The 19,868-nt window shown below is 67.8% G+C and carries 18 protein-coding genes, 1 tRNA gene, 1 pseudogene and 1 riboswitch; of the genes and pseudogenes, 7 read left to right on the top strand and 13 right to left on the bottom strand.

From position 1 onward, the window contains the following. Window positions 1-41 precede the first annotated feature (41 nt). Window positions 42-1,652, top strand: a complete 1,611-nt coding sequence (locus ACMVY4_RS19390) for a tetratricopeptide repeat protein (protein ID WP_416897603.1) — start codon at window positions 42-44, stop codon at window positions 1,650-1,652. Here the strand turns inward: ACMVY4_RS19390 and ACMVY4_RS19385 are convergent. The 3 genes from ACMVY4_RS19385 to ACMVY4_RS19375 are packed head-to-tail and all read right to left on the bottom strand — an operon-like array spanning window position 1,637 to window position 4,622. After that, window positions 1,637-2,317: a gamma-glutamylcyclotransferase gene (locus ACMVY4_RS19385; RefSeq protein WP_416897602.1), complete on the bottom strand. Its 681-nt coding sequence runs from the start codon at window positions 2,315-2,317 to the stop codon at window positions 1,637-1,639. The two genes, ACMVY4_RS19390 and ACMVY4_RS19385, sit on opposite strands and share 16 nt — an antisense overlap. Continuing rightward, the gene (locus ACMVY4_RS19380) at window positions 2,314-3,609 is read right to left on the bottom strand and encodes an MFS transporter (RefSeq protein ID WP_416897601.1); all 1,296 of its coding nucleotides are present in this window, start codon (window positions 3,607-3,609) and stop codon (window positions 2,314-2,316) included. The genes ACMVY4_RS19385 and ACMVY4_RS19380 overlap by 4 nt, the downstream gene beginning before the upstream one ends. Next, window positions 3,606-4,622, bottom strand: a complete 1,017-nt coding sequence (locus tag ACMVY4_RS19375; RefSeq protein WP_416897600.1) for an LLM class flavin-dependent oxidoreductase — start codon at window positions 4,620-4,622, stop codon at window positions 3,606-3,608. The genes ACMVY4_RS19380 and ACMVY4_RS19375 overlap by 4 nt, the downstream gene beginning before the upstream one ends. Window positions 4,623-4,687: 65 nt before the next feature. Here ACMVY4_RS19375 and ACMVY4_RS19370 point away from each other — a divergent pair, with 65 nt between their 5' ends. Continuing rightward, the gene (locus tag ACMVY4_RS19370; protein ID WP_416897599.1) at window positions 4,688-5,239 is read left to right on the top strand and encodes a DUF924 family protein; all 552 of its coding nucleotides are present in this window, start codon (window positions 4,688-4,690) and stop codon (window positions 5,237-5,239) included. A gap of 6 nt (window positions 5,240-5,245) precedes the next feature. On the opposite strand, the gene ACMVY4_RS19365 is transcribed toward ACMVY4_RS19370, so the two are convergent. The 4 genes from ACMVY4_RS19365 to ACMVY4_RS19350 form a co-directional block, all read right to left on the bottom strand. After that, on the bottom strand, window positions 5,246-5,539 hold the full coding sequence (locus ACMVY4_RS19365) for an ETC complex I subunit (RefSeq protein WP_416897598.1): 294 nt from the start codon (window positions 5,537-5,539) through the stop codon (window positions 5,246-5,248). Window positions 5,540-5,566: 27 nt separating this feature from the next. Further along, a tRNA-Pro gene (locus ACMVY4_RS19360) sits at window positions 5,567-5,643 on the bottom strand. 53 nt (window positions 5,644-5,696) lie between these two features. Continuing rightward, the gene (locus tag ACMVY4_RS19355; RefSeq protein WP_416897597.1) at window positions 5,697-6,134 is read right to left on the bottom strand and encodes a DUF192 domain-containing protein; all 438 of its coding nucleotides are present in this window, start codon (window positions 6,132-6,134) and stop codon (window positions 5,697-5,699) included. Beyond that, entirely contained in the window at window positions 6,118-7,242 is a 1,125-nt protein-coding gene (locus tag ACMVY4_RS19350; RefSeq protein WP_416897596.1) for an acetoin utilization protein AcuC, read from the bottom strand. Before ACMVY4_RS19350 ends, ACMVY4_RS19355 begins: the two co-directional genes overlap by 17 nt. A gap of 56 nt (window positions 7,243-7,298) precedes the next feature. Next, a riboswitch (TPP riboswitch) is annotated at window positions 7,299-7,424 on the top strand. Between ACMVY4_RS19350 and ACMVY4_RS19345 the strand changes: the two genes are divergently transcribed. The 3 genes and pseudogenes from ACMVY4_RS19345 (at window position 7,419) to ACMVY4_RS19335 (ending at window position 9,870) form a co-directional block, all read left to right on the top strand. Beyond that, on the top strand, window positions 7,419-8,171 hold the full coding sequence (locus ACMVY4_RS19345) for an ABC transporter ATP-binding protein (RefSeq protein WP_416897595.1): 753 nt from the start codon (window positions 7,419-7,421) through the stop codon (window positions 8,169-8,171). It overlaps the preceding riboswitch by 6 nt. Beyond that, window positions 8,168-8,932 (top strand): ABC transporter permease, encoded by a 765-nt coding sequence (locus tag ACMVY4_RS19340; protein ID WP_416897594.1) that lies wholly within the window; start codon window positions 8,168-8,170, stop codon window positions 8,930-8,932. The genes ACMVY4_RS19345 and ACMVY4_RS19340 overlap by 4 nt, the downstream gene beginning before the upstream one ends. 3 nt (window positions 8,933-8,935) lie before the next feature. Continuing rightward, window positions 8,936-9,870: pseudogene (locus ACMVY4_RS19335) on the top strand (ABC transporter substrate-binding protein). Here ACMVY4_RS19335 and ACMVY4_RS19330 read toward each other — a convergent pair. Beyond that, complete coding sequence (locus tag ACMVY4_RS19330; protein ID WP_416897593.1) at window positions 9,867-10,601, bottom strand: hypothetical protein; 735 nt, start codon at window positions 10,599-10,601, stop codon at window positions 9,867-9,869. The pseudogene ACMVY4_RS19335 and the gene ACMVY4_RS19330 sit on opposite strands and share 4 nt — an antisense overlap. 115 nt (window positions 10,602-10,716) lie before the next feature. Between ACMVY4_RS19330 and ACMVY4_RS19325 the strand changes: the two genes are divergently transcribed. Together ACMVY4_RS19325 and ACMVY4_RS19320 are read left to right on the top strand one after the other, a co-directional pair. Beyond that, entirely contained in the window at window positions 10,717-11,529 is an 813-nt protein-coding gene (locus ACMVY4_RS19325) for a DUF547 domain-containing protein (protein ID WP_416897592.1), read from the top strand. A gap of 68 nt (window positions 11,530-11,597) precedes the next feature. Next, the gene (locus ACMVY4_RS19320; protein ID WP_416897591.1) at window positions 11,598-12,035 is read left to right on the top strand and encodes a PaaI family thioesterase; all 438 of its coding nucleotides are present in this window, start codon (window positions 11,598-11,600) and stop codon (window positions 12,033-12,035) included. Here ACMVY4_RS19320 and lpxK read toward each other — a convergent pair. The 5 genes from lpxK to ACMVY4_RS19295 form a co-directional block, all read right to left on the bottom strand. Beyond that, the gene (gene lpxK / locus ACMVY4_RS19315) at window positions 11,992-13,011 is read right to left on the bottom strand and encodes a tetraacyldisaccharide 4'-kinase (RefSeq protein ID WP_416897590.1); all 1,020 of its coding nucleotides are present in this window, start codon (window positions 13,009-13,011) and stop codon (window positions 11,992-11,994) included. The genes ACMVY4_RS19320 and lpxK overlap by 44 nt on opposite strands. Next, on the bottom strand, window positions 13,008-14,273 hold the full coding sequence (locus ACMVY4_RS19310; protein ID WP_416897589.1) for a 3-deoxy-D-manno-octulosonic acid transferase: 1,266 nt from the start codon (window positions 14,271-14,273) through the stop codon (window positions 13,008-13,010). The genes lpxK and ACMVY4_RS19310 overlap by 4 nt, the downstream gene beginning before the upstream one ends. Next, window positions 14,270-16,075, bottom strand: coding sequence for an ABC transporter ATP-binding protein (locus ACMVY4_RS19305; protein WP_416897588.1), 1,806 nt, complete (start codon window positions 16,073-16,075; stop codon window positions 14,270-14,272). Before ACMVY4_RS19305 ends, ACMVY4_RS19310 begins: the two co-directional genes overlap by 4 nt. An 89-nt stretch (window positions 16,076-16,164) precedes the next feature. Next, a complete protein-coding gene (locus ACMVY4_RS19300; RefSeq protein WP_416897587.1) occupies window positions 16,165-17,412 on the bottom strand; it encodes a hypothetical protein in 1,248 nt (415 codons plus the stop codon). A gap of 68 nt (window positions 17,413-17,480) precedes the next feature. Next, on the bottom strand, window positions 17,481-19,814 hold the full coding sequence (locus ACMVY4_RS19295; protein ID WP_416897586.1) for an adenosylcobalamin-dependent ribonucleoside-diphosphate reductase: 2,334 nt from the start codon (window positions 19,812-19,814) through the stop codon (window positions 17,481-17,483). Window positions 19,815-19,868 lie beyond the last annotated feature (54 nt).

Here is a 19,868-nt window from a genome sequence, read left to right as displayed (position 1 = left end):
CTGCAGTCATTCCTTAACCATGTTGCGCCAGTCTTCGGGCGATGAACAAGCCACCGAAAGCTGCCGCCCGCCTTGCAGACAAGGGATGGGTGCTGATGGAACGCGGCCGCCCCGATCAGGCGCTGCAGCAGTTCCAGCGCGCCGTTCAGGCGGGACCAGGTGAGTTCTCTGCGCATCACGGGCTGGCGACGGCGCGCCAGGCGCTGGGCGATGCGGCCGGCGCTGTCGATGCCTTCGAAAGGGCGCTCTCGGTTGCGCCGGGCAACGCCGATACCCTGATCGCGCTTGGCAATCTGGCGCGCTCGCTCGACGCGCCGGAACAGGCCGCCGGCTTCTTCCGGGAGGCGGCGCTCACGGGATCCGGGTCGGTGCCGGCCCAGGCCGGCCTTGCCCACGCGCTCCGCGACCTCGGACGTCAGGAAAAGGCCGTCGACATGCTGCAATCGGCGATTCAGGTTCAGCCGGAGGCTGGTCCCCTCTGGACCGCGCTTGGCGCCGTCATGGCCGATCTCGAAGACCACGCCAACGCCGAGACCTTCCTGAAGGAAGCGCTGCGGCTCGACCCGAAGGACGGCGCGGCGGCGGGCAATCTGGCCGAGGTGCTGTTCGCCGAGGGGCGGCCCGACGAGGCTGCCGAGGCCTATGCCGGCGCGCTCCGGCTCCGCCCGCGCGACGCGGCGCTCCGCTTCAACCATTCGCTTTTCGCGCTGGCCCGCGGAGACCTGGCATCCGGCTGGCGCGACTACGAGGCGCGTCTTGACTCGGCCTATCCGAAACATGTTCGCCGGGATCTCAGACTGCGGCGCTGGGACGGGCGGCGCTTGCCCGAGGGGCGGTTGCTCGTGCTGGCCGAACAAGGTGTCGGCGACGAACTGCATTTCCTGCACTGCCTGCCGGATACCGTGGCGCGGGCCGGCGAGGTCTGGTGGGAATGCGATCCGCGTCTGACGGCGCTGCTGCAGCGGAGCTTCCCGGAGGTCCGCTTCGTGCCCTGGCAGAAGTCGGACAGGCCCGGCATTCACAGAGGCTACGACTGGCTGGCCGATGCGCCGAAGTTCGATGCCTGCATCGAGGCCGGCAGCCTGCAGACCATGTTCCGGACGACGCTGGAGGCCTTTCCCGCAGGTCCGCCATTGCTGGAGCCGGAACCTGCGGCGCAGCGCGGCGATGGCGGGTTGCGTGTCGGCATCTCGTGGACCAGCACCAGACGCAACCGGTTGCGCGACCGGGGCTATGTCCCACTGGAGTTCTGGGGACCGTTGTTTGCGGTGCCCGGCGTCCGCTGGGTGAACGTCCAGTACGGCGACGTCGCCGATGAGATCGCCGAGGCCGAAGCGCGTTTCGGCATCTCCATCGAGCGGACCCCGGGCCTCGATCTGAAGGACGATTTCGAAGGCACGGCCACCCTGATGGCCGATCTGGACGTCGTCATCGGTCCGACCAACGCGGCGCGCCAGCTCGCCGCCTCATGCGGGGTGCCGACGCTGGTTTTCTCCCGTTTGCCCTACGAATTCGCACTCGGCCAGCCGCTGAATCCCTTCTTCCCCGGGATGCGGGACTTCGTGCGCTTGCCGTCCAGGGACTGGGGCGGGGCCGTGGATGCGGTCGCGGCGGAGATCGTGCAGCTGGCGGCCGCTCAGGCTGCGGCCTGAATGGCCCGGACCCGGTCCGCGAGGCGGTAGAGCGCCCGGTCGTTCATTCCGAGTTCCTTCAGATGATCGACGGTGTTCAGCAGGTAGTCCGAGCAGGGACCGAGCCAGCCTGCGGCCTTCGCAATCATCTGGGCTTCCTCTTCGGGCGTCCGGACGCCGCAATAGCGTTCGCTCTTCCGGTTGATCACGAAGGTTGCTGCCCGGACCACGCCCTCGGACGTATGAACGCGGACCGTGCGCGCCCGGTAGGCGTCGCCCACGAGTTCGCGGCGGAAGACGATGTCGAGTTCGTGCAGCGCGTTCTCCGGTGGCAGCCGGAAAGCTATGCCGTGGCAGGAACCGCCGCTGTCCAGGCCCAGCACCAGTCCCGGACAGTCGGGCGAGCCGCGTCCGAGCGGCGTTTCCAGGCAGAACCGCCGATGATAGCCATGAATGCGGCCGCGCCGCTTCTCGGCGTAGTGGAACGCCGGGTTCCAGATCAGCGAGCCATAGCCGAAGACCCAGACATCGCCGGGGGGCATCTCGCCGTGGACCCTGTGCATCTCGGCGACACGGATTTCCTCGGGCAGACGGGTGAATAGGCCGGCCTTCTCGGCCTCCTGCAGGCGCTCCTCGACGGCGCCTTCAAGAATGCGTTCGCGGGTGATCTGGTGCTCGCCGCTCATCCGTCCACCGGTCTGCAGTAGCTTTCACGCATTACGAAGGAAATCAGGAATCCGATCCCTACAAGGATCGGCAGAACCGACAAGGCCGTGTCGAAATGCGCCGGCGAATAGTACGGGACCGCGCCGTCTGCTGTCACCGTGCCATCCCAGGCAAGGTCCAGCACGATGCCGACCAGCGGCTGCATCAGCGCGCCGCCGCCGACGAAGGCGCCGTTGACGAAGCCGGTGACCGCACCGCCGATCGAGGGCGGCGAGAGTTCGCGGGCGAGCGCCAGGGTCAGGATCATCGAGCCGCCGAAGAGGCCGACGAGGAAGATCATGATCTGATAGGTGAACAACGGCATCGGCGGGCCATAGAGCATGACCGCCCACAGCAGCAGCGACGTGCCGGCAGCGATCATCAGCGGCAGCTTGCGGCGGCGGAACCGGTCTGAAAGGAATCCGCCGAGCGGGCCGCCGATGGCAAAGCCGATCGTCATCAGCGAGGCGCTGAAGCCGGCGGTCTCGCGGCCCACATCGTAGATCAGCATGATGTGCGGCACGCCCCAGAGCAGGCCATAGCTCAGGAACGGGCCGGACAGGAAGCAGCCATAGACGCCCAGCACCCAGTTGTGGCGCAGGCTCATCGCCTGAAGCAGCGAGCGCCCGAGACTCTGGCTGCCCGTTCGCTGGACCCGGCCGCCGTCGGGTCGGTCGCGCACCACGATCCAGATCAGGACTGCCAGCGCGGCGCCCCAGACGGCCGTAAAGGCGACGGGATCGCGCCAGCCCATCTGCTCGACCACATGGCCGAGCGGCCCCTGCGCCAGAAAGCCGCCGAGCATGGCGTAGCCCATGGTCATGCCGGAAAACATGCCGAACCGTCCGGGCGTGTGCCAGGCGGCCGCCAGCGTCAATGCCGAGATGAAGCCGACGGCAGAGCCGGCGCCGATGGCCAGACGGCCGGCATAGGCGACCCAGATGTTCTCGGCGAAGGCGAAGGCGGCGGTGCCTGCCGCGGCCACCAGCATGCCGCCGGTCAATAGGATGCGCGGCCCCCAGCGGTCGAGCATCAGCCCGACGGGCAGCTGCAGCACGGCGTAGATGTAGAGATAGAGTGCGGCGAGATTGCCCATCACGCCCGCGCCGACGGAGAAGGTCGTCATCAGCGGATCGACCATGACGCTCGGCGCGGCGCGCTGGAAGAAAGCGAAGAAGAAGGCGTTCGCGGCCAGGAACCAGACGATCCAGGCCCGGCCGCCGCCGAGACGACTGCCGGCCGTGGGGTCTGCGCCTGCGGTAGCTGTGGTCACGCGGCGGCCTTCGCCTGCAGACCGAATTCGCGGGCAAGAAGTTCGTAGGACCGGACGCGGGCTTCGAAGTCGTGACTGATGGTGACGACCACAAGTTCGTCCGCCTGATAGGTGTCACGAAGCTCACTCAGTTGCCGGGCAACCTTGTCCGGAGTGCCCGCGATTGAGCGGCCCCGGTTGGCCTCCAGCATCTCCAGATCGTGGGGGCCGTACGTGTAGGCGTCGGCCTCCTCGGGCGTCGGAAACGGTCCCAGTTCGCCCTTCATCAGGCGGACCAGCCAGAGATTGCGCGACTTGACCAGATACTCGGCCTTCTCCTCGGTGTCCGCGGCCAGCGCGAACACACCGACGCTGAGGCGTGGCTCGGGATAGCGTTCCGACGGCCGGAAACGCTGGCGGTAGGCTTCAGCGACCATGTCGCCGCCGCGCGGGGTGATGAAGTGGGCGAAGGAGAAGGGCAGGCCGAAATGCGCGGCGTAGGCGGCGCTGTCCATTGACGATCCCAGCATCCAGACTTCAGGAACGGTCTCGCCGGCGGGCTGGGCGATGATGCCGCGGAAGGGGTGATCGTCCTCCAGCCGGTTTTCCATGAAGCCGATCGTGTCCAGGACCTGCCGGGGGTAGTAGTCGATGGAGGCGGAGCCCGGGCCCGCGCGCAGGGCCTGCATGGTCTTCTGATCGCTGCCGGGCGCCCGGCCGACGCCGAGGTCGATGCGGCCGGGATGCAGCGTCTCCAGCATGCGGAAGGTCTCGGCGACCTTCAGGGCGGAATAATGGCTCAGCATGACGCCGCCGGATCCGACGCGGATATTCTGCGTCGCCTGGGCGATATGGCCGATCAGGATCTCCGGCGCCGCGCCGGCGAGCCCGCCGGAAGCGTGGTGCTCGGCCAGCCAGTAGCGGTGATAGCCCAGCCGGTCGCAGGCTCTGGCGAGTTCGATGCTTTCGGCGATCGCGTCGGCCGGTGTCGCGCCGGAGCGGATCGGGCTCTGGTCCAGAACGCTAAGCCGCACGATTGATCCTCCCCGCCGCTACGTTAGGTTTGACGCCGTTCGGACTTAACGCGGAGGCGGCACTGATGGAAGACCTCGAGATTGCAAGGGTGCTCAGCTTCTGGTTTGGGGAACTGAGCGGCCGCGACTACTGGGACCGCAACGATGCGCTTGACCAGCGCATCCGGGAAGATTTCATGGACCTTTACGAAAAGGCGGCCTCCGGCGCGCTGGATCACTGGCAGGAAACGCCGGAAGGCGCGCTCGCCCTGGTGATCGTCCTGGACCAGTTCCCGCGCAACATGTTCCGCGAGGACCCGCGCGCCTGGGCGACGGACAGAAAGGCGCTGGCGGTTGCTGAAAGGGCCATCGAGCGTGGCCTCGACCGGCAGATTCCGGTCGAGAAGTGCCACTTCCTCTACATGCCCTTCGAACATTCGGAGGATCTGGCGGTGCAGACGCGTTCGCTCGATCTGTTCAAGCGGCTGGAGCTGGACGAGAACACCTACAGCTACGTCGTGCGTCACCACGAGATCATCGAGCGTTTCGGCCGATTCCCGCACCGCAACGCCGTGCTCGGCCGCGAAACCACGCCCGAGGAGGCCGAGTTCCTCAAGGAGCCGAAGAGTTCCTTCTGAGCCCTGTCAGACGACGCGGTTGTAGGCGAAATTGTCTGCGTAGGCCTTGATCTTCATCGGACGTTCGCGCGGCTCGAAGACCTTGGCGTCGATGCCGTGCTTCTTTGCATAGGCGACGGCCTCTTCCCTGGTGTCGAACTCCAGCTTGACCTGGCTCTGCGTGTCGGCCAGCGACGTCCAGCCCATCAACGGATCGGGATGCCGCGCGGCGTCGGCGCGGAATTCCAGCCGCCACCTGCGGGTTGCGGCCTTGCCGGACTGCATGGCCGTCTTGGCCGGCCTGAAAATGCGTGCGCTCATGTTTCGAACCCCATCTGGCTGGCGGGCTGGTCGGGGCGATTGGATTTGAACCAACGACCTCCGGTACCCAAAACCGGTGCGCTACCAGACTGCGCTACGCCCCGTAGCCCACCGGCTCCAGATAGCGAAGCCGCCTGTCTTGCGCAAGCGAACACGGCTACTCCAGCCGGTCGACGCGCAGCCGGTCGCCGGGCGCGATCCCCAGTTCCCGCGACAGGCCGCCGTTGATCTCGAGCACATAGCGGACAGGGACGGTCGACGGGATCGCAGTCGTGTCATGCGGCACGGCGTCGGGATGAATGTGACGGATCCGGCCCTCGGCATCGGCGAACAGCATGTCGAGCGGGATCAGGGTGTCCTTCATCCAGAAACTGACCCGGCGCTCCACGTCGAAATCGAACAGCATGCCGTGATCCTGCGGCAGGCTGGCCCGGTTCATCAGCCCCTGCGCCCGTTCCGCCGGCGTATCGACGACTTCGACCATGAAGAGCCGTTCGCCGGTTGACGTCTCGACCAGCAGGGTCTGGTAGTTCGCCTCCTGCGCAGCAGCCGGCAGGCAGAGGACGATCAGGAGGATGCTAAGCCACTTGCGCAAGACGCTGCTCTCTTTCTGCGAGGTCGAGGACCTCGGGGTGGATGTGGCTGCCGGCCTCCCGGTCGGCCAGGGTCGTGAACCAGTGTTCCGGGGGATTGCGGCCGGCGGCACGCTTCCAGGTGAGAGCGCGTAACACGGATTCGGCCCCTTCGGGCAGACGGTTCGGGCGGGCGAAGCCGGCGATCACACCCCATATCCCGGTCCAGCACCGGGCCACGGACCAGGGATTGTAGCCGCCGCCGCCCAGCACGATCATTTTCCCGGCGATCCGGTCGATCTGGCGGACCGCCCGCCAGAGCCCGCGATTGCTCAGGGACAGCTTGCTCAGCGGGTCGTCGGCCAGCGCGTCCGCTCCGGCCTGGACAATCACTGCGTCCGGTCCGAAGCGTTGCAGCCGCGGCAGAATCACACGCTCTGTCAGCAGACGGAGGTCCGCATCCGTCGCGCCGCGTGGCAGGGCGAGGTTCACGACGCTGGCGCTCTGCCGCTGGGGTGCCGATGCATCGTGCGGCCAGCGGCCGTGCTCGTGCGTCGAGATGGTCAGGACATCCGGATCGTCATGGGTCGCATCCTCGACGCCGTCGCAGTGGTGGGCGTCGAGATCGACATAGGCGATGCGGCGGACGCCCCGGTCCTTCAGCCGCAGGATCGCCAGCACCGGATCGTTGAAGTAGCAGAAGCCGCTGGCGCGGCCGGGCTGGCCGTGATGCGTGCCGCCGGCGGGCGTGTAGATGCGGTCTGCGCGGTCCGCGGCAATCATCTCGGCCGCCATCAGGCTGGCGCCGGCCGCCGTTGCAGGGCGGCGGAAGATTTCGCCGAAGACCGGGTTTTCCAGCTGGCCGATATTGTAGCGTTCCAGCAACTCCGGATCCGGCTTCTGCCGCGCCTCGGCGCGCTGCACGGCGGCGACGTAGTCGGGATCGTGAAAGCGGCAGAGCTCGTCGACGGACGCCACCGGGCTGTCCAGATAGACCCCCTCGGGCAGCCAGTGCAGCGCCCGGGTCAGGTCGATCACTGTCGAGACCCGCGGAATCGCCAGCGGGTGGCGGTTCGCATAGCGGGAATTGCGGTAGATCTCGCTGCCGATGAAGTAGGTACGTCTGCGCAAACCGGTCCGTCACCAAAATGAAACGGCCTCGACTCCGGGACCGCTCCTCCTATAGTGGCGTCATCCGGGGGAGCCGCAAGGGTGCGGCTGAGAGGTTCCCGTTTCGTGGAACGACCCCTTGAACCTGATCCGGACAGGCGCAGTGCGCCGACGCCGGCGGAGGGAAGGTAGGTACGATGCCCCAGGGGGCGGAGGGAGCCGCGCATGCGCCGGGCCTCTCGATCAGCGATATCACCGTCAGCTATGCCGGCCGCGACATCATCCGCGGACTCGATCTGGAGATTGAGGGCGGCCGCCTGACCGCGGTGCTCGGCCCCAGCGGCGTCGGCAAGTCGACGCTGCTCCGGCGCATCGCCGGGCTGGTCTCCGGACCCGGCCGGGTCGACGCGGACGATGGCGGCCCGCTCGCCGAACGTGTCGCCTTCATGGGGCAGACGGACCTGCTGCTGCCCTGGCTGACGGCCGCCGGCAATGTCGCCCTGGGATCCCGGCTGCGCGGCGAGGCCCGGGACGGCAAGCGCGTCGAAGGCCTGCTGCGGGCCGTGGGGCTGGCCGATGAGGCGGCCAAGCGGCCAGCGGCACTCTCGGGCGGGATGCGGCAGCGCGCGGCGCTTGCGCGGACCCTGATGGAAGACCGCGCCATCGTGCTGATGGACGAACCCTTCTCTTCGGTCGATGCCCTGACCCGGATCCGGCTGCAGGACCTCGCCGCCCGCCTTCTGAAGGGCCGGACGGTCATGCTGGTGACCCATGATCCGTGGGAGGCCATCCGCATCGCTGACCGGATCGTCGTTCTGGCGGGCGAGCCGGCCGCCGTGGTCCTGGATCGCACGCCCGAAGGCGCCGCGCCGCGCGCACCTGACAGCGCCGGCACGCAGGCGCTCTGGCGCGATCTCATCGATGCCCTCGGCCGGGATGCCGCGGCATGAGGAACTTCGGCTACGGGATCGTCAGTCTTGCCGTCCTCGTGTTCCTCTGGGGTCTCTATGTGCGGCTGTCCGGCATCGAGCCGTTCCTGCTGCCCGGCCCGCTCCAGGTCGCGGAGACGCTGGCCGAGCGGCATGAACTGATCCTACGGCACCTGGGGCCGACCGCGCTGGAGATCGTGCTGGGGCTGTTCTTCGGCACCGTCATCGGCTGTCTCTCCGCCCTGCTGGTCCACAGCTTCGAGTGGGCGCGCCGCTTCGGGCTGCCGGTGCTGGTGGCCTCGCAGGCGCTGCCGGTCTTCGCCCTGGCGCCGGTGCTCGTGCTCTGGCTCGGCTACGGACTCTGGTCGAAGGTCGCGATGGCGACGCTGATCATCTTCTTTCCCGTCGCCACGGCCTTTCTCGACGGTCTCCGCCGCACCGATCCCGGCTGGGTGGAACTGGCGCGGACAATGACCGGCAGCCGCTGGGCCGTCATACGCCATGTCCGCATCCCCGCCGCCCTGCCGTCGCTCGGGTCAGGTCTCCGGGTCGCTGCGGGCGTTGCGCCCATCGGCGCCGTGGTCGGCGAATGGGTCGGCTCCAGCGCCGGCCTCGGTTATCTGATGCTGCACGCCAACGGGCGCATGCAGATCGACCTGATGTTCGCCGCGCTGTTCGTTCTGGCGGTCTTCGCCGTGCTGCTCTGGCTCACTGTGGACCGCCTGTTGCGCTGGGCGCTGCCCTGGCAGCCCGACACCTTCTCTTCCAACGGAAAGGACTGATCCATGCTCCGTATCCTCGCCGCAGCCCTGCTGGCGCTCGCCCTGACCGGACCGGCCTCGGCTGCCGACAGGCTGACCGTTCTGCTCGACTGGTTCGTGAACCCGGACCACGGGCCGCTCTATGTCGCCGAAGCCCGGGGCGAGTTCTCGAAGCGCGGCCTGGAAGTCGAATTCATCGCCCCCGCCGACCCGAACGATCCGCCCAAGCTGGTGGCGGCCAGGAAGGCGGACCTCGCGATCTCCTATCAGCCGCAGCTTCATCTGCAGGTCGCCGAGGGGCTGCCGCTCCGTCGGATCGCGACGCTGGTGGCGACCCCGCTCAACTCACTCGTTGTGCTGGACGAAGCGCCGATCCGCTCGATCGGCGATCTCAAGGGCCGCAAGGTCGGTTACTCCGTCGGCGGCTTCGAGGACGCGATGCTGAAGGCGATGCTGGCGAAGCACGGGCTGACGCTGGACGACATCGAACTGATCAACGTCAACTTCTCACTCTCGCCGTCGCTGATTTCCGGCCAGGTGGACGCCGTGATTGGCGCCTTCCGCAATTTCGAGCTGAACCAGATGGATATTCTCGGCCGTCCGCCGGCGCCTTCTATGTCGAGGCGGAGGGTGTGCCGGCCTATGACGAACTCATCGTGGTCGCTCACAAGGACTCCGTGGCCGACCCCCGCTACCGCGCCTTCATCGAGGCGATCGAGGCGGGCGTGCAGTACATGGTCAACGAGCCGAAGAAGTCGTGGGAACTGTTCCTGGAGCAGAACCCGGATCTGGACGATGAGCTCAACCGCCGCGCCTGGGCCGACACGCTGCCGCGCTTCGCCCTGCGCCCCTCGGCGCTGGACCGCGCGCGCTATGACGGGTTCGCCAGGTTCCTGAAGGAACAGGGCATGATCGACGAGGCGCTGCTGGCTGAAGCCTACGCGGTCGAGCTCCGCTAGCCGAGCTTGAGGGCCGAGCGGATCTGTCCCTCGGCTTTCGTCAAGGCTCGGTCGTCATCGGCGTAGATGCGCGCGATGGCCTTCTTCGGGCCGGTGGTGAATCCTGCCGGCGCGAGCCGCCCGATGGCGCCGCGCGGGCCGAGGGTTTCCAGCGCCGCGCGCAGCGGCGCGCCCGACCAGCCGGAGACCGCGCCGCGCCGGTCGGCGACAACGTCGAGCCGCTGTTGCGCCAGCGGGGCGATGGAGGCGGGATCATCGAGCGCCTCGTCGCCGAAGATGAGCGCGAACCGCTCCGCGGCGGTGCCGGAACTCAGGGCGCCCTGCATGGCGTGAAACGCCGTCTGGCGGTCGAACTCCCTGAGTCCGGTCAGGATATAGGCGCCGGTCTGCAGCACCGCGTCCTCCAGCGGCCCGCCGGATGCCCGCCCGGTCAGGACGCCGACGACTTCGTGGAACCGCGCCTTGCCGAGGGTGCGCCCCACCGGGATTGGGCGGGTAAAGGGCGGTTCGCCGATCCAGAAGACCCGTTCCGCCGGCAGGCGGTCCGCCGCCGCCGGACCGCTGCAGCGGATCATCAGCAGACCGCCGGCATTCAGCCGGTCGGCATCGAAGGCGAGGAAATCGTCGACCGCCGCGGCCACGCGCAGCCCGGTCGCCGCCAATGCAGGCGCAAGCGCCAGAACCAGCGGCGAGGGCGGCTGTTCCGTGGAAAGCAGGCCGATCTGAACCATGCTCGCATGGTGGTGCGGCGTTCCTGATTCGTCACGTGGTCACGCGGGATCAACGACACTTGATACATGGCGCCGACGTCTTGCGCCGGAACAGGGCGGAGGGCACATCGGAGCCATGATCCGCGTCGCCGCATCGATGGTTCTGCTTCTCTGCCTCGCGGTCCCCGCTGCCGCTGCACCGGAGGCGGAACTCTGGCCGCGCTGGATCCCCGAGGGTCAGGCTGGCGATGTCGATCATTCCGTCTGGGCCCGGTTCCTCAATCGCCACCTCAGCATCGGCGGCGACGGGATCGCACGGATCGGCTATGGCGCGGTCGACGCCGCGTCGAGGCGGTCGCTGGACGCCTATGTCGAGGCGCTGACCCATGTCGATCCTGTTGGACTCGCGCGGGCAGCCGCCATGACCTACTGGATCAATCTCTACAACGCCCTGACCGTGAAAGTCGTGCTCGACCACTATCCGGTGACGAGCATCCGCGACATCGACATCTCGCCCGGTCTGTTCGCGAACGGCCCCTGGGGCGCGAAGCTGGTCCGCATCGGCGGCGAGGAACTGAGTCTGGACGATATCGAGCACCGCATCCTACGCCCCATATGGCGTGATCCTCGGGTGCACTACGCCGTCAACTGCGCCTCGATCGGGTGCCCGAACCTGCAGGCTGAACCCTTCACCGCCGGCCGGCTCGACGCACAACTCGATGCAGCGGCGCGCGACTTCATCAACCATCCGCGCGGCGCGGACTTCACGGATGACGGCCTGACTGTCTCGTCGATCTACGAATGGTTCGCCGACGACTTCGGTGGCGCGGATGAAGCTGTGATCGCCCATCTGAAGCTGTATGCGGCACCGGCGCTGGCGGCGAGGCTGGAGGGCGTAACCAGGATCGATGACGACAGCTACGACTGGCGGCTGAACGATATCCGCTGATCCACCGGGGCTTCACCCCGTGCGCGCTTGCCCATAGGCTCCCGATGCCATTCGAGAGGGGAGCCGCCGTGGACAAGGACACCGACTATTTCGAGCGCAAGCGCAAGCCAGGGGACCGCTACCGGGTCTTCGACGATCAGGATCCGCACGAGATCAATACCGGCCCCTTCTACTGGCGGAAGCGCGAGGACCGGTTGCGGTTCGCCTTCCTGGCCGAACCCAAGCACTGCAATTCCGGCGGGATCGTCCATGGTGGCCTGCTGATGACCTTCGCCGACCTGATGATGTGCGGCACCGCCACCCAGGGGACCGACGACCGCGGCGTCTTCACCGTGTCGTTCACCTCCGACTTCATGGCCAGCGGCATGGAGGGCGAACTGATCAAGGCGCGGGCCGAAGTCGTGCGGCGCACCGGCCAGATGGTCTTCGTCCGTGGCGAGATCTACACCGACGACAAGATCATCATGACGTGCTCGTCGGTGCTCCGCCGGATCCACGCTTACTGACAGCCGCCAGCACCGGATCCAGAAGCCGGTCAAGCATGTCGGGTTGATCCAGAGCGAGCCGGATATCGACCACGCCGACCCCATCGCGCATGTCGGGCGTGAGCCGGACAGCGTCCTTGGCCGTGGTGACAAGCTCTGCGCGGCTGTGCGCTGCGGCCTGTTTCAGGCGATCGACCTCCGCAGCGGTGTAAGGGTGGTGATCCGCGAAAGCCTCGAACCCGGTGATTTCCGCGCCCAGCTGCTCCAGCGTGTCCCGGAACTTCTGCGGCCGCCCGATGCCACTGAACCCCAGAACGCGGCGTCCCGAAAGCCGTTCGGCGTCATCGGATGGCACAAGCCGCCCCCGCAAAACCGGCAGGCTGGCGCGCTTGATCCGTGGATCGGGCATGCCGTCGCCGATGGCGATCAAGGCGTTGGCTCGCCCCAGACCTGCCGCGATGCTCTCCCGAAGCGGGCCGGCTGGAAGGATACGGCCGTTGCCGAAGCCGTCGACGGCGTCGGCTACGACGATCGAGAGATCCTTGATCAGGGCGAAGTTCTGGTGGCCGTCGTCCATCAGGATGACATCGCAATGCGCCGCCAGCGCCTCGGCGCCTGCCACCCTGGCCGTGCAGATCACGGTTGGAGCCAGTCGCGAATGCAGCAGCGCCTCGTCGCCGACTTCCGCAGCCGTGTGGGTCGCCGGATCGACCGGCACCGGCATGCTGCCCGAGAGGCTGCCGCCATAGCCGCGCAGCAGGACGCCGGGCGTCACGCCTCGGTCGCGAAACCACGACGCAATCAGCATCACCGTCGGCGTCTTGCCCGCGCCGCCGGCCGTCAGATTGCCGACGCAGACGACCGGACGCGGCGCCGTCCTGGGCCTGACGCCCATCCGCTTCAGCGCCGCGCCGGTCTGCCAGACCCAGCCGAGCGGCGACAGCAGCAGACCGGGCAGCCGGGCGCCGCCGCGCCGCCAGAAGCCCGGAGCTCTCATGACGCCGGGAGCAGCGGCTCGAGCCGCGCCAGAACCCGTTCCAGCACCGCCGCCTGCCGGCCGGCGACCAGTCGGGCGCGGGCGCCCAGGATGTCCGCTTCCCGTTTGTGCTGCAGCAGCCGGGCCAGAGATGCTGTCAGTTCCTCGGCGTTCTCGACCTCGATCATCGCATCCTCGCGGCGCATGTCGGCGATCACGTCGGCGAAGTTCTGCGTGTGCGGGCCGGTCAGGATGCAGCGGCCGAAGCGGGCGGGTTCCAGCACGTTCTGTCCGCCATGCGGGACCAGCGAGCCGCCCACGAAAACCGGCGCTTCCAGGCTGTAGAGCGTGCCCATCTCGCCGATGGTGTCGGCGATGTAGAACTCGCAACCCGCCGCGGGTGAGGCCGTCTCCGAGCGCCGGACCGTTGAGGTGCCGTCGGCCCGGAGCAGCAGCGCCATGCGTTCGGCGCGGTCAGGGTGCCGCGGCGCCATGATGGTCAGCAGATCGGGAAAGCGTTGCCGCAGCGCGCGGTGGACCTCCCCGGTGATCCGGTCCTCGCCTGGATGGATGCTGGCCGAAATCCAGCAGGGCCGGTCCGTCGTCAGCTCCTTCAGCGCCGCCAGCGCAACCGGGTCGGCGGGCAGCGCATCGGCCGCGTATTTCAGATTGCCTTCCATACGCACGTTCTCGCCGCCCAGCGCGGCGAAACGGTTCGCGGCCGCATCGTTCTGCGCCAGGATCAGGGCGAAGTTCGAGAGCAGTTGCCTCGCCGAGGCCCGTACCCTGCGCCAGCGTCGGTAGGAGCGGTCCGACATGCGTGCATTGATCAGGACCAGGGGCCGTCCGGCGAGACCCGCCGCCCGGATCATGTTCGGCCAGATCTCGCTTTCGATCATCAGGCTGAGATCGGGCTTCCAGTGCGCGAGGAACCGCTCGACAGCCGTGGGCAGGTCCAGCGGCGCGAACTGGTGCAGCACGCCGGCAGGCAGCCGCTCGGCCAGCATGCCGGCGCTCGTCACGGTGCCCGAAGTGATCAGAACGTGAGTGCCCGGCCGGCGCTGGCGGAGCTCCCTGATCAGCAACAGGACGGATTGCGCCTCGCCGACGCTGGCCGCGTGCAGCCAGACCAGCGGCCCTTCCGGACGGTCCAGCGAGGCTCGTCCGAAGCGTTCGCCAAGACGGTTGCGGTCTTCCTTGCCATTGCGCAGGCGCGAGCGGAGGAACAGCGGCGCCGCCGGCGTCAGCACGCGGCTTGCCAGACGGTAGGCCGTCAGGATCATTCCGCGCCGACGGCCTGCGCCAGCGGCGTCTCGTCGTCCGCACTGGCGTAGAGCGCGGCGTAGCGGCCGCCACGGGCCATCAGCTCGGCGTGGGAGCCGGACTCGACGACCGTGCCGCTCTCGATGACATAGATGCGGTCGGCGCCCATGACCGTCGACAGCCGGTGCGCGACGGTGATGGTGCTGCGGCCCTGCTGCAGCCGGTTCAGCGCCGCCTGGACCTTGCGCTCACTGTCGGTGTCCAGCGCCGAGGTGGCCTCGTCCAGCAGCAGGATCGGCGCATCGCGCAGCATGGCGCGGGCGATGGCGATGCGCTGGCGCTGCCCGCCGGAGAGCCGGAACCCGGCCGATCCGACGACGGTGTCGAAGCCGTCGGGCAGGGAGGCGATGAAGCCGTGGGCGTTGGCGGCCTGGGCGGCTGCCTCAACCTCCTCGTCGGTCGCGTCGGGCTTTGAATAGCGGATGTTGGCGCGGACCGTGTCGTCGAACAGGGCGGTCTCCTGGCTGACCAGCGCCATATTGGCGCGCAGGCTGGCGACCTCGACGCTGTCCACGGCCTGACCGTCGATCGACACTTCGCCGCTGCTGACATCGTAGAACCGGGCGACGAGGTTCAGGATCGTCGACTTGCCGCCGCCCGAGCCGCCGACCAGGGCGATCATTTCGCCGGGGCGGCACTCCAGATCGATGCCCTTCAGCGCCTCGGTGCCGTCGGGATAGGCGAAGCGCACGTCCGAGAAACGGACGTGGCCGCCATCGATAGCCAGCTTGCGGCCGCCGGACCGGTCCTCGATCTCAGGCAGGGTGTCCAGCGAATTGAACAGCCTGTCCGCGGCGGCAAGGCCGGACTGGAAAGCGGCGTTCAGCTTGCCCAGCCGCCGGATCGGCGCCGCCGTCATCAGCAGCGCGGTCAGGAAGGCGAAGAAGGCGCCCGGCGTGATCGCGCCGTCGATCACGCGCAGGCCGCCGAACAGCACCGCGCCCGCGATGGCGACCCCGGCGACCAGTTCGATCACCGGGCTGATCAACGCCCGGTCGCGCAGGTTCTTCAGCAGCGTCCGCTGGCGTTCTTCCAGCGCGGTCTCCGCGCGGTCGGTTTCGTAGGATTCACGGCCGTAGGCCTTCACCTGCCGCACGCCGGCCAGCGTGTCCGACAGGAAGGAGGCCAGTGTGCCCGAGGTCTTCTGGATGTTCTGGGACGATTTGCGCGCCAGCCGTCCGATCTTCGCCATCGGCAACGCCGCGACCGGCAGGATAACCATGGCGACGGCCGCCATCTGCCAGTCCTTGGTGAACATGACGATGATCAGCGCGGTGGCGGTCAGCGTGTCCTTGCAGAGCGCCACCGCCGTGGTGGCCAGCGCTTCCCGCATCAGCTGCGCGTCGGTCAGGAAGCGGCTGATCGATTGGCCCACGGTCTCCTGATAGAAATAGCGCAGGTCCGAGCGGATCATCCGGCTGTAGAGGTCGTTCTGCAGGTCGGTCGTCACCTTCACGCCGACGGCGCGCAGGATGTAGTGCTGGCCGTAGGTGGCGACGGCCATGACGGTGAAGATGCCCATGATCAGCAGCGGGATGGTGTAGAGCTGGGCAGCGTCCTTGTTGATGAAGATCTCGTTGATGATCGGTTCCATCATCGCCGCGATGGAGGCCGTCGTGGCGGCGACGACACCGACCGCGACGAGACCCAGGATCAGCATGCCCCTGTAGCGGGACATGTAGCCCGTCCAGACGCGCTTCACGAGCGGCCATGAGCCGGTCGGCGGCGCGTCGGCGGCGCGGGATGGAGCTTGGTCGGACACCGGCAGATTCGTTCCTTTCCGGAAAGCGGCGGACCATATCACCGCTGGCTGCGGGGGTTAAGCGAGGCCTTTTGGCGCTGCCGAGGGTGCTATTCGGTCCCTGCGGAGCCGTAGAGCGACAGCGCGATCTCCGTCCTGAGCAACGGCAGATCATTGTCGATCGCCTGCTTCAGGCGCCAGATCTCGGCCCGCGCGCCGGGGAAATCCCGCTCGCGCGCCTCGTCCGCCGCGCGCTTGAGCGCCTTGCCCCATTCGGTGATCGCGCCGCGCGCCGTCGCAGCTTTCTGGTCGAAGCGCCGGAAGATGCGGCCGATTTCCATCGCGACCATGTCGGCGATCAGGTCGGCGCGCTCGGCGTCCTCGTCGAGCAGGGGTTGATTCAGCACTTCGAGAAAGCCCTTCAGGCGTTCCGTATCGCCCGGCAGCGTCTCTGGATCGTACCGGCGGTCCACGGCGCCCAGCGCCTCGACATAGCGCAGCGCGCCTTCGAGATCCTCGGCGCTGACCGGATGAGCCATCATTGCATCGACATGGGCCAGAACGGCGTCGCGCACGGTCGCAGCGCTGCCGTCGTGGAGATAGGGCGCGGTCTCGGCCAGGCCGATCAGGCTCGGGGCTTCGAAATAGCCGCCGGTGCCGACGTCCCAGCGGTGGCCCTGTGCAAAGTCGCGCGCGCCGGCATGACACTGGACGCAATGCCGGTTGTAGGCGAGCAGCCCCGGAATGGCTGCGAACCTGCGCTCGTTCGGCGGCATGGACAGTTCGTGCATGTAGGCGGTCATGGCGTCGAGCTGCCATTCGGGCGGCGCCGGGCCACCGAACTCGATCATGATGACGTTGCGGCTGAACTGCCGGAGATCGGGGAACCGCCCGTCGCGGCCATAGGGCGCGGTAAAGCGCACGCCGCGCAAGCTGGGGATGTTCACCGGATTCCGGAGCCCGTCGTCCTGGCGGTAGTGGAAGGCGGCGTGACTGACATCGACATTGCCCGGGCGGTCGGATGCGCCCGAGACGAAGAAGTTCACATTGGTCGCGCCGTTCGGATGGCAGGTGTCGCAGGAGATGCCGCGCCGGGCCGCATCGCGCCCGAGTGTCAGGGGGCTGCGGAACACCAGTTCCCCGAGCCGCGCCAGATAACCCATCTGGCCGCCCTTCATCTCGCTCTCGATCCAGCGTGCGGGGCGTTCTGTCAGCGTGGTCTCGATCTTCGAGCCCGGCGGCAGCCAGTCCTGCAGATCCTCGACCGCCGCCGCAGGCGAAGCCGCGAAGGCCGCGAGCACGGTGAGGCACGCGAAGCGCGCCGCCCATCCCTGCCGGACCTTGCCGAAGACGTCCATGCAGCGGGTATGCGCCCAAACGAGCGGCGGCTCAAGAGGATGCCGCCGCACCGCTCAGCCTTGTGATCTCAGCCGCATTTCGAATGACCACAGGAAAGGCATGTGTCGCAGCCTTCCATGCGGGCCAGGCTGGCCTCGCCGCAGCGCGGGCACTGGCGCATCGGCGCGCCGGCGCGCTTCTCCTCGCCGACCGCGAGTTTCCGGCTCTCGACCTCGATGGCCGGACGGTTGGGATCGGCCATGAAGCCGATCGAGATCATGTGCTGCTCGATCACCTGGCCGATGGCGGCGAGGATCGACGGCACGTACTTGCCCTTGATCCAGGCGCCGCCGCGCGGGTCGAAGACGGCCTTCAGCTCCTCGACGACGAAGCTGACGTCGCCGCCACGGCGGAACACGGCCGAGATCATCCGGGTCAGCGCGACGGTCCAGGCGAAATGCTCGACGTTCTTGGAGTTGATGAAGATCTCGAAGGGCCGGCGGCGGCCGTCCTGGACGATGTCGTTCAGCGTCAGATAGATCGCGTGGTCGCTCTCCGGCCAGTTCAGCTTGTAGGTCTGGCCGGGCAGGACGCCGGGGCGGTCGAGCGGCTGGGTCATGTAGACGACGCCGCCGGACTCGTAGGGATCCTTCGGCCGGGCAGGTGCGGGCTCCTTCGGCGCGAGCGGCAGTTCGGCCTGCGAGACCTCGTCGGCCTTCTTCTCGTCAGCCTTCTTCACCGACAGCACCGAACCCGTGACCTCGTTCGGCCGATAGGTCGTGCAACCCTTGCAGCCGCTGTCGTAGGCCAGCATGTAGACGTCCTTGAACGCCTCGAAATCGATCTCTTCCGGGCAATTGATGGTCTTGGAGATCGAGGCGTCGATGAATTTCTGCACCACCGCCTGCATGGCGACATGCTCGGACGGCGACAGCGACTGCGCGTCGACGAAATAGTCCGGCAGCGGCTTCTCGCCATGCATCTGCCGCCACAGCCGGTAGGCGAAGTCGGTGACTTCCTCGGTCCGGCGGCTGCCGTCGGGCATCAGCACCGCGCGGTTGTAGGAGAAGCTGAAGACCGGCTCCAGGCCCGACGAGATGTTGTCGGCGAAGAGCGAGATGGTGCCCGTCGGCGCGATGGAAGTGACCAGCGCGTTCCGGATGCCGTGCTCGGCGATGGCGGCCTGCACGTCGTCGTCCAGCTCCGCGATCGTTTCGCTGGCGAGATAAGGCTCCCGGTCGAACAGCGGGAACGGACCCTTCTCCTTCGCCAGATCGACCGAGGCGAGATAGGCGTGCCGGCGGATCGCGGCCATCCATTTCCCGGTCAGCGCGACAGCGTCGGCGCGGCCGTAGCGGGCGCGGCACATGATCAGGGCGTCGGCGAGGCCGGTGACGCCCAGACCGATGCGCCGTTTGGCCTGCGCTTCCCGGCGCTGTTCCTCCAGCGGGAAATTGGAGACGTCGGTGACGTTGTCCATCATGCGGACGGCGACGGTGACCAGCTCGGCCAGCGCCGCCTCGTCCAGATGCGCCTCGGCGGTGAACGGCTCCCGCACCAGCGCCGCCAGATTGACCGATCCCAGCAGGCAGGCGCCGTAGGGCGGCAGGGGCTGCTCGCCGCAGGGGTTCGTCGCCGCGATGGTCTCGCAGTAATGCAGGTTGTTCCGCTTGTTGATGCGGTCGATGAAGATCACGCCCGGTTCGGCATAGGCGAAGGTCGCCCGCATGATCCGGTCCCAGAGCTCCCGGGCTTTCAGCACGCGGTAGGTGCGGCCGCCGAAACGCAGTTCCCAGTTCTCGTCGGCCTTCACCGCGGCCATGAAGTCGTCGGTCACGAGCACGGAGAGATTGAACATCCGCAGCCGGCCCGCGTCTTCCTTGGCGGCGATGAAATCCTCGATGTCGGGGTGATCGCAGCGCATGGTCGCCATCATCGCGCCGCGCCGGTGGCCGGCCGACATGATGGTGCGGCACATGGCGTCCCAGACATCCATGAAGCTGAGCGGACCCGAAGCGTCCGCGCCGACGCCCTTCACCGGCGCGCCCTTCGGCCGGAGCGTCGAGAAGTCGTAGCCGATGCCGCCGCCGGCCTGCATGGTCAGCGCGGCTTCCTTCAGATGCTCGAAGATGCCCGACATGTCGTCGGGGACCTCGCCCATGACGAAGCAGTTGAACAGCGTCACACGACGGGCCGATCCCGCCCCGGCGATGATGCGCCCGGCCGGCAGGAACTTGAAGCCTTCCAGCGCCTCGTTGAACCGGTCCTCCCAGACGGCCGGGTCGGTTTCGACGCTGGCCAGCGCGCGCGCCACCCGGCGCCAGGTGTCGCCCAGGTTCTGGTCGACGGGCTGGCCGTCGGCGCCTTTCAGGCGGTACTTCATGTCCCAGATCTGCTGGGAAATCGGAGCGATCGCGTTCATCGTGAATGCTCTGGAGAGATGGTCGGAACCTGGGTGGAGATTACCTCAGACGGA

It is taken from the genome of Minwuia sp. (genome assembly GCF_048007105.1).
Lineage (GTDB): Bacteria > Pseudomonadota > Alphaproteobacteria > Minwuiales > Minwuiaceae > Minwuia.
This window is presented reverse-complemented; position numbering and strand designations above follow the sequence as displayed.